The sequence below is a fragment of the Streptomyces sp. cg36 genome (assembly GCF_041080675.1).
Classification (GTDB): Bacteria; Actinomycetota; Actinomycetes; order Streptomycetales; family Streptomycetaceae; genus Streptomyces.
Window position 1 is genome coordinate 6,990,628 of sequence record NZ_CP163520.1, and the last position, 12,653, is coordinate 7,003,280.

The window sequence follows — 12,653 nt, forward strand, 5'->3', positions numbered from 1 at the left end:
CGCCGCCGACGGGTCGGGGGCGGGCACCACGCCGGCCGATCGCACGCACCGGCCGCCGCCGCATCCGCCCTCCGGGCGCGGCGGCGGGGGTGCGAGGACGGTCCCTCAGCCCGGCCGGTCCTCGGGCGGGAGCCCGGAGGTGGGCCGGGCCTCCGCGGCCGGGTCCAGGATCCGGTTGAGGAAGTTCCTGGTCCGCTCCTCGCGCGGGGCGCCGACCACCTGCGCGGCCGGGCCCTGCTCGACGATGACGCCGCCGTCCATGAACACCACCCGGTCGGCGACCTCCCGGGCGAAGCTCATCTCGTGGGTGACCACCATCATCGTCATGCCCTCGCCCGCGAGCACCCGCATCACCGCGAGGACGTCCCCCACCAGCTCGGGGTCGAGCGCCGAGGTCGGCTCGTCGAAGAGCATCACCTCCGGGCCCATCGCCAGCGCCCGCGCGATGGCGACGCGCTGCTGCTGGCCGCCCGAGAGCTGGGAGGGGTAGGCGTCGGCCTTCTCGGCGAGCCCCACCCGGTCCAGGTTCTCCCGGGCCACGGCCGCCGCTCCCGCCCTGTCCCGGCGCAGCACCCGGCGCTGGGGCAGGATCAGGTTCTCGGTGACCGTGATGTGCGGGAACAGGTTGAACTGCTGGAAGACCATGCCGATGCGGCGGCGCACCGCGTCGATGTCGACGTCCAGGTCGGTGACCTCGGTGCCGCCCACGAACACCTGGCCCGCGCTCGGCTCCTCCAGCAGGTTCACGCACCGCAGCAGCGTCGACTTGCCCGACCCCGAGGGGCCGATGACGCAGACCACCTCGCCCCGGGCGACGTCGAGGTCGATGCCGCGCAGCACCTCGTTGTCCCCGAACGACTTGCGCAGCCCGCGGATCTCGATCTCGTTCTGTGGCATCGGGTCCTCACCTCGCCCTGTCGGCGCGGGCCTCCAGGCGGCGCACCACGAAGCTCAGGGGAACGGTCACTATCAGGTAGCACAGCCCGGCGACCAGGATCGGGGTGGAGTTGGCGCTCTCGCTGGCCAGGTCCCGGCCGTACTTGGTGAGCTCGCGCTCCTCCAGGGTCACCCCGAGGAACAGCACCAGCGAGGAGTCCTTGAAGAGCAGCACCAGCTCGTTGGTGAGCGGCGGGATCACGATCCGGAACGCCTGCGGGATGATCACCGACACCATGGCCCGCGCGTGCGAGAACCCCAGCGAGCGGGCCGCCTCCATCTGCCCCCTGGGCACGGCCTGGATGCCCGCCCGGATCGTCTCGGCCATGTAGGCCGCGGCGACCAGCCCGAGCCCGAGCGCGACCTTCCCGTACGTACCGCCGGGGATCTCCGTGCCGGGGAACGCCAGCGGGACCGCGACGCCCACGAAGATGAAGATCAGCAGCGCGGGCAGGCCCCGGAACAGCTCGATGTAGATGCTCGCGACCCACCGGTAGGGCGCCACGGACGACAGCCGCATCAGCGCGACCACCAGACCGAGCACCAGGCCGAAGGCGAAGCCGGAGAGCGTGTACACCACGGTGTTGCGCAGGGCGATGGTGATGATGTCCGGGAAGAGCCGGCTGATCAGGTCGGTCTGGGCGAACTGGTTCTGCAGCCGCCCCCAGTCGGCCAGCAGACCGACGGTGACCAGCACCCCGACGAAGACGGCGTACTGGACCCCCTGCGAGATCCGCCGCCGCTGGCGCCTGGTCAGGCGCGAGGTCACGACTGGACCTTGGGCAGCGGTCCGATCCACTGCTCGTAGATCTTCTTGTACGTGCCGTCGGCCTTGGCGTCCGTGATCGCCTTGTTGATGGCGTCGAGCAGCTTGGTGTTGCCCTTCTTGACCGAGAAGCCGTACTGCTCACCGGTGGAGATGTTGTCCACCACGGCGAACTGGTCGGCGTTGGCCTTGTCCTTGAGCCAGCCCTGGACGACGGGGTAGTCGATCACCACGGCGTCGACCTGGCCGGTGCGCAGCCCGTTGAGCACCGCGTCCGAGCTCTCGAAGGCGACCGGGTTGAAGCCCTTGCCGCGGGCGTAGCTCTCGCCGGTGGTCTCGGCCTGGGCGCCGAGCTTCTTGCCCTTGGCCTTGAGGTCGGCGAGCGAGGTGACGCCGCTCTTCTTGGTGGCGAGGAGCGCCTGGGTGGCGTCGAAGTAGGGGACGGAGAAGTCGACGTTCTTCTTGCGCTCGTCGGTGATGGTCATGCCGGCGGCGGCCAGGTCGCACTGGCCGGAGTTGAGGAAGGCGCCGGTCTTGAAGTTCTCGAACGGGGTGTCGAGGATCTTCTGCTCCACCTTGAGGTTCTTGGCGACGAGGTCGACGAGCGAGACGTCGAACCCGACGACCTTGCCGTCGCGCTCCGACTGGAACGGTGGATAGGGCAGATGGGTGCAGGTGGTCAGCTTGCCCTTCTTGACCACCGGCACACCCCCCGCGGCCTCCCCGGAGCCGCCGCCGCTGGACGAGCAGGCGGCGGAGGCGAGCAGCAGCCCCGCAGTGGCTGCCGCGGTGGCGAGATTGCGGATACGGTGGGCCGTCCTGGTCACGGTTGACCTCCATGAAATACGGGGGTGGCTGAGGAGCGGAACCGTTCAGCCATGATCGTATGAGACTGGGGGTGACTTCGCCGTGGAACGCGGCAGGCGCGCCGGTGGGGTCATCCGTACACCCGGTGCCGGGTCACGGGCCGACAGGGCCCGGCGACACGGTCCAACTTGGCCATCTAGGCTGATCATTGACAGTTCACCAGGCCCCAGGAGACACATCCCGTGACTGAGAACCCGGCGCACCTCGACGCTCCCGAGCACGTTCGGAGCAGAATCAACACCTCCCAGCCGCACACCGCCCGGATCTGGAACTACTGGCTCGGCGGCAAGGACAACTACGAGGTCGACCGCGAGGTGGGCGACCAGATCCGCGGCCTGCACCCGGGCATCGGCGACTACGCCCGCGCCGACCGCCTCTTCCTGGGCCGCGCCGTGCGCCACCTGGTCGCCGACCGCGGCATCCGCCAGTTCCTCGACATCGGCACCGGGCTGCCGACCGCCGACAACACCCACGAGGTGGCCCAGCGGATCGCCCCCGAGTCCCGGATCGTCTACGTGGACAACGACCCGCTGGTGCTGGCGCACGCCCGCGCCCTGCTGACCAGCACCCCCGAGGGCCGGACCGACTATCTGGACGCGGATCTGCGGGACGCGGCGAGCATCCTGGAACACGCCTCCAAGACGCTCGACTTGAGCCGGCCGGTCGCGCTGATGCTGCTCGGCGTGGTGATCTTCATCGGGGACGACGAGCAGGCGTACGGCCTGGTCCGGGATCTGATGGACGCGCTGGCCCCCGGCAGCTTCCTGGTGCTCTCGCACACCGTGACGCACCCGGACATGCCGGACGTCGACGAGGCGGTGGCGTTCTGGAACGAGCACGGCACGCCCAAGCTCACCCAGCGCACCCCCGAGCAGACCGCCCGCTTCTTCGACGGCCTGGAACTGCTGGAGCCCGGTGTGGTCTCGTGCTCGCGGTGGCGGCCCGAGGACGGCGGCCTGCCCGACGAGGTGGCCATGTTCGGCGGCGTCGGCCGCAAGGGCTGACCGGGGCCGGGACCGCCCCGGCACTTCCTGGTACATACATGGGTCTGGCTTTGCCATTGCGGGGGCACTCCCGCCGGGATGTCCCCGCAATGCGCGAATTCGCACCGAGCGTCGCTTCACCGCACCTTGGAACAAGGTTGACCAACATACGGACGGCGACGGCGGGTTGCGGACGTAGGTTCGGCCGCATGCCCCCCAAACCCTCCGTACTCCCGGTCCTCCCGTACCGCAAACCCACGCTCGGCCGGGACTACTGGGTCATCGACGACGTGTTGCCCGATCCCGACGCGGTGCGCGCCCGCTGCCTGGGCCGGGACGACTGGGTCGAGGGGTATCCCCGCAAGCCCGAGACCTGGCCGGGGCTGCGCACCATGCCGGGTCTGGAGCCCGCCGAGCTCGGCCGGGTGGAGCGGCATGTGCGCAAGGCGACCGGCGCGCGCGAACTGTGGCTCCAGCAGGCGCCCGGCGGCGCCACCCTCAACCACAACTGCGTCCAGGTCGTGGGCAAGGACGAGTGCGAGCCGCGCCCGCACACCGACTCCCGGGCGCTGTGCCGCTACGCGGCGGTGCTCTACCTCAACCCGGCGGTGCCCAAGGACTGCGGCACCAGCTTCTACCGGCAGAGCCTGCCCGGCGGGGTGCTCGGCGGCAACCTGGTGGCGGCGCCGCACAACAACCTGGTCGAGGCGCTCGGCACCCGGTTCGTACCGGGGGACTCCTTCACCGAGGACGTCCGCGTCGCCCACCGCTACAACCGGCTGCTGCTCTACAACGCCAACATGATCCACAGCGCCACCGGCTACGCGGGCACCACCCTGGAGGACAGCCGGATGACGGCGGTCTTCTTCTGGATGGCGTGACGCGCGGACCGACGGCGTGACGGTGTGGGGCGGCCCCCAGTGGAGGGGGACCGCCCCGTCGTCGTCCGGGGAGTGCGCGGGCCTCCGCCCGGTGCGCCGAGCGCGCGTGCCGGGCGCCGCCGGGCGGACCCGCAGGTGACGGCGGGCCGCTACGGCCTGGTCGCGACCACGACCGTGGCGTACCGCTCCTCGCAGGTCGCCACGCGCGCCACGAGACCGCCGCCGCGCACCGCGGCCAGCGCCGCCGGCACCTGCCGCTCGCTCGTCTCGAAGAGCAGATGCCCGCCCGGCGCCAGCCAGCGGGCCGCCTCGGCGCTCACCCGGCGCAGTACGTCGAGGCCGTCGGCCCCGCCGTCGAGCGCCACCCGGGCCTCGTGCTCGCGCGCCTCCGACGGCAGCAGCGCGATCTCCCCGGTCGGCACGTACGGGACGTTGGCGAGCAGGATGTCGACGCGCCCGCGCAGCCCGCCCGGCAGCGCCTCGAAGAGATCGCCGCGGTGGACGCGCCCCCCGGCGGCGCCCACGTTGCGCCGGGCGCACTCGACGGCGGCCGGGTCGATGTCCGCCGCGTGCAGCTCGGCCGCGGCGAGCCCGGCCGCCAGCGCCGCGCCCAGCGCCCCCGAGCCGCAGCACAGGTCGACCACCACCGCGCCCGCCCCGGCCAGCGCGGCGGCCTGCTCGACCAGGAACTCGGTGCGGCGCCTCGGCACGAAGACGCCCGGGTCCACCGCCACCCTGACCCCGCAGAACTCCGCCCAGCCCAGCACGTGTTCCAGCGGCAGCCCGGCCACCCGGCGCAGCACCATCGCCGTCAGCTCGGCCGGGGTGCGGGCGGTCTCGGCCAGCAGCCGGGCCTCGTCCTCGGCGAAGACGCATCCGGCCGCGCGCAGCCGGTCGACCACGGCGTCCGGGGGAGGGGTGGTAATAGGTCTCACCTGCGGTTTCAGGGCCGGTTCGGATCGGGGGCGCGGCCACCCTACCGCCGGGCGGGCCGGAGGGCCGAGTGAATAAACCGTGCATAGAATGACGCAATGATCTTTATCGTCGTCAAGTTCCCCGTAAAGCCCGAGCACGCCGAAGAGTGGCCGCAGCACGTCGCCGAATTCACCGAAGCGACCCGCGCGGAGCCGGGCAACCTCTGGTTCGACTGGTCGCGCAGCCTGGAGGACCCGAACACCTACGTCCTCGTCGAGGCGTTCCAGGACGACGCCGCTTCGGCGCACGTCGACTCCGACCACTTCCGGGCCGCCATGGAGACGATGCGCCCGCTGCTGCGCCGCACCCCCGACATCGTGAGCACGACGATCGAGGGTGCGACGGGCTGGAGCGCCATGGGCGAGCTGCGGATCGGCTGAGTCCGCGCGCGCCGTGCGGTGGCCGTCACTTCACGGTGACGGTCACCGTCGGGGAGACGGTCTTGCCGCTCATCACCCGCAGCTCCTCCTTGCCCTTGGTGTTCACCTTGTAGTCGAGCGAGTAGCTGCTGCCCTGCTTGACGGTGGTGTCGGCGTGCAGGGTCGTCCACTTGCTCCCCTTCTTGTGCTGGAGCACGACCTTGCTGCCGATGGACAGCCCCTTGGACCGGCCGGTGAAGGTGACCTTGTCGCCCACCTTCGCCTGGGTCTCGCTCGCCTTGATGGTGAGCGAACCCGCCGTCGCGGAGGCGGACTTGCTGCCGCTCGGCGACGGCTTCGGGCTGGGAGCCGCCGCGGACGCGAAGGCGCTGGAGCCGCCCGCGAGCAGGGCGACGGAGAGGAGACCGGCCGCGGCCATCCGGGCACAGCGGCGGGTCGGAGTGGAATTCACGATGGATTTCTCCCGTCTCGGCGGCTCCCCTTCCGGCCGATTGGTGGCTTTTCCGAGGCTATATGCTGAGGCCGATGTCCGCTTCCCAGGGCCCTACGCTCCGTGAACTAGCCGTCCAGGCGCTGTCTTCGGTCGAGCACGGCTACGACCTGCTGGCGCCGAAGTTCGACCACACCCCGTACCGCACGCCCGAGCCGGTGCTGGGCGCCGTGGCCCGGGTCCTCGGCGCGCTCGGCCCGTTCGGCCGGGGCCTGGACCTGTGCTGCGGGACCGGGGCGGGCCTGCCGGTGCTGCGGGCCGTGTGCCGGGAGCGGATCACCGGCGTGGACTTCAGCACGGGCATGCTCACGGTGGGCCGCGCCCGCGCGCCCGGCGCCGCCGACTGGGTCCGGGCCGATGCCCGCGCCCTGCCGTTCGCCCCGGCCGCCTTCGACCTCGCGGTGAGCTTCGGCGCCTTCGGGCACTTCCTGCCGGGGGAGCGGCCGGGCCTGTTCGCGCAGGTCCGCTCGGTGCTGGCGCCCGGCGGCCGGTTCGCCTTCCCGATCGCGGCGCCCGCCCGCCCCGGCTCGTCCGGCTACTGGAGCCTGCTCGCCTTCGACACCGCGATGCGGGTGCGCAACGCGGTGTGGCGGCCCCGATTCGTCATGTACTACCGGGACTTCGCGCTCACGGACGTGGTGCGGGAGCTCGCCGACGCCGGGTTCCGGGTGGAGCTGTACGCGTTGGACGAGCTCGGCCGGCGGCCGGACGGCAGCCCCCGCTGCCGTCTGGTGGTCGCCACCGCCGTCTGATCCGGGGCCCTCAGCTGCGACGATGACGGCTGGTGACCGTACGGTTGGCGAGGGGTGACGACCGGCCGTACGGTGGCGGAGGTGCTTTCCACCGGCCCGCCGCCGTCCGTGCGGCGGGCCGGTGCTCGACAGACTCGGGGTCACGAGGTGAACACCGTGCCCTCCGTGCACTTTCCCCTGATGCTCGCCCTCTCGCTGGGCGCCTTCTTCCTCTGCCGCAAGGGCGGGACCAAGATCTCGCACGCGCTGATCTGCGCGGGCTTCGGCTTCTACTTCGCCGACACCGCCGCCGCGCCCTCGCTGCACAGCGCGGTCAACTCCGTGATGGGCATGCTCGGGCAGCTGGGCTGAGCCGCCGGGCCGTTGCCCGGGGCCCGGCCCCCGCCGCTCACGCGTCCGGCACCCAGCTGCCGTGGAACCCGAGCGGGACCCGGCCCGGCAGATGGATGCGGGCCAGCGGCCTGCCGGTGAAGTCCTGCGCCGCCAGGATCAGCAGATCGGCCGCCCCGCGCTCCGGATCGTGCACGTACGCCAGGGTGTAGCCGTCGTCCTCGGCGGCCCCCGGCGCCGGGTCCGGGCCGTGGGCGGGCACGAACACCGCCTCGCCGACGGCCGCGCCGCGCGGCAGCCGGTGCGCCTGCGTGGTGCCCCGCAGGAGGTCGTGCTTGAGCAGGGCGTTGCCGAAGGAGCGGTCCGGCGGCACGCCGTCGGCCGTCAGGTACGCGGTGGACATCGCGGCGGTGGACGCCGTGTAGCCGTAGCGGTGGCGCCGGGTCACCAGCGACTCGTTGAGGCGCGGGAACTCCTGCGGCCGGTCGTCCAGGCGCCGGGTGCGCACCCGGCCGCGGGCCAGGTCGATCGTCCAGCGGTCCAGGGAGGCGGTGCCGAGCGCGGTGGGCCCGTCGGACCCCTTGCCCGCGACGAAGAACGGCGCCGGGAAGGTGGTGAGGTCGACGACCACCGAGTCGCCCTCGTCATAGGCGTTGAGGGTGTGCGAGTAGAAGACCGGGTCCACCTCGAACCAGCGCACGCTCCCGCCCGCCCGGGGCAGCACCCCCACCCGTGCCGGATGCCGGTCGTTCCACACGTACGGCACGGGCGCACCTGCCTCGGCGGCGGCCGGGTCGAAGGTGACCGGGATGTCGAAGACGACCACATGGCGCTCGGTGAGCGCGAAGTCGTGCATCATCGGCGCGTCCGCGACCGGGACGCGGGTCGTCCGGGCCACCCGCCCGGTGCGGTCGACCACCAGGTGCCGGACGTGGTCCCAGGTGGGGTAGTAGGTGATCGCGTGCAGCTCGTCGGCCCGGGCGTCGTACTTGGTGTGCGCGGTGAACGCGCCGTCGAGCGTGCCGCGGAAGTCGTACGGGCGCAGGGTGTTGAGCTCGCCGTCGAGTTCGTACGGCCGCGGCCCGCTCTCCTGGAGCGCCAGGATGCGGCCCTTGTACGGGACGACGTGGGTGTTGCAGGCGAAGTCGTCCTCGGGGACCGGCCCGGGGTGGGACTCGCCGAGCTTGCGGCTCACGGCGGCCGACCTCACCCACCGGTTGCGGTACCACTCGGCCCGCCCGTCGCGCAGCCGCACCCCGTGCACCATGCCCTCGCCCAGCATCCAGTGGTGCGCCCGGGGGTCCTCCAGGCCGAGCACATTGGGGCCGGTGCGCAGGTAACGGCCGTTCAGGGAGCGGGGGATGCGCCCGGTGACCGGCAGGTCGAAGGCGGTCAGCTCCTCGGTGGCGGGGGCGAACGGCCCCTGGAGGAAGGGGAACCGGGAGGCGGGCGGGTTCGTCGCGGTCGTCGTCCCCGCGGCCCCGCGTGCCGCCGCCGTCGCCGTGCCGCCGCCCCGCGCTGCCAGCCACCCCGCGGCGGCGGCGCCCGCCGCGCCGCGCAGTACGTTCCTCCGTGAGTGAGCGTTCATCCGTGGGCCCCCTGGTCCGGTCGTCCGTGCCGATCTGTCGTGGACGATCCTGCTCCGGGGGCCCGGCGCCGGTCAGGAGGGCTGGACACCCGACGGGGGTGGTGCCAGGCCCCCTGTTCCGGGCGCGGCCCCGCGCCCCGCGCCGCCCGGCCCATTCGGGTCTTTCGCACGAAATCTCAGCCAAGGTGTTGAATGTGTGACTATTGAGATGGTGTGATGCCGGTCACAGATCGGGAGTGGCAGCAAGGAGCGAGTCGATGTCCACCACCGTCGAAGAATCCGTTCTGGCCCGCCTCGTCACCGACGCGCCGCACGGCGTCGCCATCCCGGTGGCCCTCGGCTACAGCGGGCGCGACCCGCTGGCGGTCACGATGACCTTCCCGCCCGAGGTCTCCCTGCACGACGAGGGTGTGACCTGGGTGTTCGCCCGCAATCTCCTCGACGAGGGGCTGCGCGCCCCGGCCGGCGCCGGCGATGTGCACGTCTGGCCGCTCGGGGCCGCCCGGACCATGGTCGAGCTGCGCTCGCCGGACGGTCTGGCGCTCCTCGAATTCGGCACCTCGGCCCTGCGGCGGTTCCTCTTCCTCACCTACGCGGCGGTCTCCGCCGAGGCGGAGAACCAGGACCTCGACATGGACGGGGCCCTCGCCGAGCTGCTGGGCGAGACCCGGTGAGCCCGGAGTAGGGCGCGCCCGCACCCCCCGTCCGCGGCGGGGCGGGGGGTGCGGCCCCGGGAGTGCGGCGGCGCGCCGGCTCCTCGCACGGCCGAGCCCATGTGGCCCTCCGGATGCCGCAGTTGAACGATCCGGCGGCGCTCCGTCCGGACGCCGGTCCTGGCGCTAGTTTGCTGCACCGGACCATTTTGCGAAGGGCATGAACCACCATGAGCGAGAAGACCATCACCGTGCTGCCCGCCGACGAGGCGTTCGCGGTAGCGGCGAGCGCCGAGAGCATCGACCGGGCCGCCGAGGCCCTGCGCGCCAACGGTTTCGCCGTGCACGTCGTCGACACCGCCGCCGAGGCCCGCAAGGTCGTCACCGAGGCCCTGCCCGCCGGGAAGGCGATCCTCGCTTCGACCAGCGAGACCCTGCGCCTGTCGGGCCTCCAGGAGGACATCGACGAGTCGGGCCGGTTCCGCAGCGTCCGCGCCGAGCAGGCGGACTGGGACCTGCGCGCGCGGGGCGACGAGGTCCGCGCCACCCGCTCCGCGCCGGACGTCGTGGTCGGCAGCGTGCACGCGGTCACCGAGGACGGCAAGCTGGTCACGGCGTCGGCGAGCGGCAGCCAGCTCCCCGCCTACGCGTTCGGCGCGGCCCAGGCGTTCTGGGTGGTCGGCGGGCAGAAGGTGGTGGCGGACCTGGACACCGCGCTGCGCCGCATCGAGACGTACTCGCTGCCCAAGGAGGACGTCCGGGCCCAGCACGCGTACGGCCGCCGCAGCGTCATAGCCAAGGTCCTGATCCACGGCCGTGAGACGATCCCGCACCGCAGCACCGTGGTGCTGGTCCGCGAGGCCATCGGCTTCTGAGCCGTCAGAACCCCCGCGGGCGCCGAGTCCGCGGGCCGGTTTCCAGCCGCCGTACCCCCTGGGGTGCGGCGGCTTTCGCCGTTGCGGGGCGGGCGCCGGGCCGGCCGCGGCAGGGGAACCCGGCGCCCCGCCCCCAGGTCAGGGGCGGCGGGGTCATGACTGGGCGCCGGGTCCTCCCGGTGCGTGACCGGTCCGGCCGCTGGGCCGGAGGCGTCCTGAACGTAACACCTCGCAATCACTTGCGAAAGATCTTGCGGTGAGAAAACGGCGAGATTTCCGCCGCGTATCGGGGGTGTGTCCAAAGGGTTGACCAGCGGGCGCGGGCGCTTTACGGTCTCGACCGCAACACGTTTCCGGTTGTTTCAGCAAGAACATTCAGAGCCATTCCGGTAGGTCGGCCGCACCGCCCGGAGGCCGCTCCGCCCCCGCATCCCCGCACGGAGGTCCCCCATGGACGGTCGAGCCGGCAGCATCCCCCGTACGCGCCGACGGCGCCGACCGCTCGCCGCGGCGGCGGCCCTGGCGGTGGGAGCGGCGGGCACCCTCGTCCTCGGAGCCCCGCAGGCGCGGGCCGCCGCACCCGGCGCCAAGGACGTCACCGCCGTCCTCTTCGAGTGGAACTTCGCCTCGGTCGCCAAGGCGTGCACCGACGAACTCGGCCCGGACGGCTACGGCTACGTCCAGGTCTCGCCGCCCCAGGAGCGCATCCAGGGCTCCCCCTGGTGGACCGGGTACCAGCCGGTGAGCTACCGGATCGGCAGCCGGCTCGGCGACCGGGCGGCGTTCCGGTCCATGGTGGAGACCTGCCACGCGGCGGGCGTCAAGGTGGTCGCCGACTCGGTGATCAACCACATGACGAACGGCTCCGGCACCGGCTCGGCCGGATCGTCCTACACCAAGTACGACTACCCCGGCACCTACTCCTCGGCCGACATGGACGACTGCCGCTCCGAGGTCACCGACTACCAGGACCGCTGGAACGTCCAGCACTGCGAACTGGTGCGGCTGGCCGACCTGGACACCGGCGAGGAGTACGTCCGCAAGACGATCGCCGGATACCTCAACGACCTGCTGTCGCTCGGCGTCGACGGCTTCCGCGTCGACGCGGCCAAGCACATCCCCGCCGACGACCTCGCCGCCATCAAGGCGCGGCTCACCGATCCGAACGCCTACTGGAAGCAGGAGACGATCTACGGCGCCGGCGAGGCCGTGCAGCCCACCGAGTACCTGGGCACCGGCGACGCGCAGGAGTTCCGCTACGCCTGGGACCTCAAGCGGGTGTTCACCGGCGAGAAGCTCGCGTATCTGAAGAACTTCGGCGAGGGCTGGGGATATCTGCCCGCCGGGAAGGCGTCGGTGTTCGTCACCAACCACGACACCGAGCGCGGCGGCCCCACCCTCACCTACAACGACGGTGCCAAGTACACCCTGGCCCATGTCTTCATGCTGGCCTGGCCCTACGGCTCACCGGACGTCCACTCCGGCTACGCCTTCACCGACAAGGACGCGGGTCCGCCCAACAACGGCCAGGTCAACGCCTGTTACACCGACGGGTGGGAGTGCCAGCACGCCTGGCCGCAGATCGCCGCCATGGTGAAGTGGCGCAACACCGCCGGCAGTGCGCCCGTCGGCGACTGGTGGGACGACGGGGCCAACGCCATCGCCTTCGGCCGGGGCGCCAGGGCGTATGTGGCGATCAACCACGCGAGCGCCCCGCTGACCCGCACCTTCCAGACCTCGCTGCCCGCGGGCGGCTACTGCGACGTGCAGAGCGGCCGGGGTGTCACGGTCGACGGCTCGGGCCGGTTCACCGCGACCCTCGCCCCCGACACCGCCCTCGCGCTGCACACCGGCGCCCGCACCTGCGGCACCGGCACCACCGCCACCGGTGCCTCCTTCCACGTCGGCGCGACCACCGTGCCCGGCCAGAACATCTACGTCGTCGGCGACCAGGGCGCCCTCGGCGGCTGGAACACCGGCGCCGCGCTCAAGCTCGACCCGGCCGCCTACCCGGTGTGGAGCCTGGACGTGCCGCTGCCCGCCGGTACCGCCTTCGCCTACAAGTACCTGCGCAAGGACGCCGGAGGGGCGGTGACCTGGGAGAGCGGTGCCAACCGGACCGCCACCGTGCCCGCCGACGGCAAGGTCGCGCTCAGCGACACCTGGCGCGACTGACC

The 12,653-nt window shown here is 72.3% G+C and carries 14 protein-coding genes; 8 read left to right on the forward strand and 6 right to left on the reverse strand.

What is annotated here, in order from left to right; all coding sequences use genetic code 11:
• Window positions 1–105: 105 nt before the first annotated feature.
• Genes AB5J87_RS31195 through AB5J87_RS31205 form a run of 3 tightly spaced genes read right to left on the reverse strand, consistent with a single transcriptional unit; the run spans window position 106 to window position 2,529 of the window.
• Window positions 106–897 (reverse strand): amino acid ABC transporter ATP-binding protein, encoded by a 792-nt coding sequence (locus tag AB5J87_RS31195; RefSeq protein ID WP_369381489.1) that lies wholly within the window; start codon window positions 895–897, stop codon window positions 106–108.
• A 7-nt stretch (window positions 898–904) separates the two neighbouring features.
• Entirely contained in the window at window positions 905–1,705 is an 801-nt protein-coding gene (locus AB5J87_RS31200) for an amino acid ABC transporter permease (protein WP_369381491.1), read from the reverse strand.
• Window positions 1,702–2,529 carry a transporter substrate-binding domain-containing protein gene (locus AB5J87_RS31205; protein ID WP_369381493.1) on the reverse strand — a complete coding sequence of 276 codons (828 nt, stop codon included), beginning with the start codon at window positions 2,527–2,529 and terminating at the stop codon, window positions 1,702–1,704. The genes AB5J87_RS31200 and AB5J87_RS31205 overlap by 4 nt, the downstream gene beginning before the upstream one ends.
• A gap of 222 nt (window positions 2,530–2,751) precedes the next feature.
• Here AB5J87_RS31205 and AB5J87_RS31210 point away from each other — a divergent pair, with 222 nt between their 5' ends.
• Both AB5J87_RS31210 and AB5J87_RS31215 read left to right on the forward strand, forming a co-directional pair.
• The gene (locus AB5J87_RS31210; RefSeq protein WP_369381495.1) at window positions 2,752–3,573 is read left to right on the forward strand and encodes an SAM-dependent methyltransferase; all 822 of its coding nucleotides are present in this window, start codon (window positions 2,752–2,754) and stop codon (window positions 3,571–3,573) included.
• 188 nt (window positions 3,574–3,761) lie between these two features.
• Window positions 3,762–4,433 (forward strand): DUF6445 family protein, encoded by a 672-nt coding sequence (locus tag AB5J87_RS31215; RefSeq protein WP_369381497.1) that lies wholly within the window; start codon window positions 3,762–3,764, stop codon window positions 4,431–4,433.
• A gap of 149 nt (window positions 4,434–4,582) precedes the next feature.
• Here AB5J87_RS31215 and AB5J87_RS31220 read toward each other — a convergent pair whose 3' ends face one another.
• Window positions 4,583–5,368, reverse strand: coding sequence for a putative protein N(5)-glutamine methyltransferase (locus tag AB5J87_RS31220; protein ID WP_369381499.1), 786 nt, complete (start codon window positions 5,366–5,368; stop codon window positions 4,583–4,585).
• A 96-nt stretch (window positions 5,369–5,464) separates the two neighbouring features.
• Here AB5J87_RS31220 and AB5J87_RS31225 point away from each other — a divergent pair, with 96 nt between their 5' ends.
• Complete coding sequence (locus AB5J87_RS31225) at window positions 5,465–5,788, forward strand: putative quinol monooxygenase (RefSeq protein ID WP_369381501.1); 324 nt, start codon at window positions 5,465–5,467, stop codon at window positions 5,786–5,788.
• 25 nt (window positions 5,789–5,813) lie between these two features.
• Here AB5J87_RS31225 and AB5J87_RS31230 read toward each other — a convergent pair whose 3' ends face one another.
• Window positions 5,814–6,239, reverse strand: a complete 426-nt coding sequence (locus AB5J87_RS31230) for a hypothetical protein (protein WP_369381503.1) — start codon at window positions 6,237–6,239, stop codon at window positions 5,814–5,816.
• A gap of 74 nt (window positions 6,240–6,313) precedes the next feature.
• Between AB5J87_RS31230 and AB5J87_RS31235 the strand changes: the two genes are divergently transcribed.
• Entirely contained in the window at window positions 6,314–7,030 is a 717-nt protein-coding gene (locus tag AB5J87_RS31235) for a class I SAM-dependent methyltransferase (protein WP_369381505.1), read from the forward strand.
• Between the two features lie 165 nt (window positions 7,031–7,195).
• A complete protein-coding gene (locus tag AB5J87_RS31240; RefSeq protein WP_369381508.1) occupies window positions 7,196–7,381 on the forward strand; it encodes a hypothetical protein in 186 nt (61 codons plus the stop codon).
• A 37-nt stretch (window positions 7,382–7,418) separates the two neighbouring features.
• Here AB5J87_RS31240 and AB5J87_RS31245 read toward each other — a convergent pair whose 3' ends face one another.
• A complete protein-coding gene (locus AB5J87_RS31245) occupies window positions 7,419–8,948 on the reverse strand; it encodes a carotenoid oxygenase family protein (RefSeq protein WP_369381510.1) in 1,530 nt (509 codons plus the stop codon).
• A 257-nt stretch (window positions 8,949–9,205) separates the two neighbouring features.
• Here AB5J87_RS31245 and AB5J87_RS31250 point away from each other — a divergent pair, with 257 nt between their 5' ends.
• From AB5J87_RS31250 to AB5J87_RS31260, 3 genes are all read left to right on the forward strand, one after another.
• Entirely contained in the window at window positions 9,206–9,622 is a 417-nt protein-coding gene (locus AB5J87_RS31250) for an SsgA family sporulation/cell division regulator (protein ID WP_369381511.1), read from the forward strand.
• A gap of 209 nt (window positions 9,623–9,831) precedes the next feature.
• Window positions 9,832–10,476 carry an LUD domain-containing protein gene (locus AB5J87_RS31255; RefSeq protein ID WP_369381514.1) on the forward strand — a complete coding sequence of 215 codons (645 nt, stop codon included), beginning with the start codon at window positions 9,832–9,834 and terminating at the stop codon, window positions 10,474–10,476.
• A 450-nt stretch (window positions 10,477–10,926) separates the two neighbouring features.
• Window positions 10,927–12,651: a carbohydrate-binding module family 20 domain-containing protein gene (locus AB5J87_RS31260; protein ID WP_369381516.1), complete on the forward strand. Its 1,725-nt coding sequence runs from the start codon at window positions 10,927–10,929 to the stop codon at window positions 12,649–12,651.
• The last annotated feature ends 2 nt before the right edge of the window (window positions 12,652–12,653 follow it).

Excerpts from the sequence above, each read along its gene's own strand:
- AB5J87_RS31195 (WP_369381489.1), bottom strand. The coding sequence starts at position 897 with ATGCCACAGAACGAGATCGAGATCCGCGGGCTGCGCAAGTCGTTCGGG.
- AB5J87_RS31215 (WP_369381497.1), top strand. The coding sequence starts at position 3,762 with ATGCCCCCCAAACCCTCCGTACTCCCGGTCCTCCCGTACCGCAAACCC.
- AB5J87_RS31225 (WP_369381501.1), top strand. The coding sequence starts at position 5,465 with ATGATCTTTATCGTCGTCAAGTTCCCCGTAAAGCCCGAGCACGCCGAA.
- AB5J87_RS31235 (WP_369381505.1), top strand. The coding sequence starts at position 6,314 with ATGTCCGCTTCCCAGGGCCCTACGCTCCGTGAACTAGCCGTCCAGGCG.
- AB5J87_RS31245 (WP_369381510.1), bottom strand. The coding sequence starts at position 8,948 with ATGAACGCTCACTCACGGAGGAACGTACTGCGCGGCGCGGCGGGCGCC.
- AB5J87_RS31250 (WP_369381511.1), top strand. The coding sequence starts at position 9,206 with ATGTCCACCACCGTCGAAGAATCCGTTCTGGCCCGCCTCGTCACCGAC.
- AB5J87_RS31255 (WP_369381514.1), top strand. The coding sequence starts at position 9,832 with ATGAGCGAGAAGACCATCACCGTGCTGCCCGCCGACGAGGCGTTCGCG.
- AB5J87_RS31260 (WP_369381516.1), top strand. The coding sequence starts at position 10,927 with ATGGACGGTCGAGCCGGCAGCATCCCCCGTACGCGCCGACGGCGCCGA.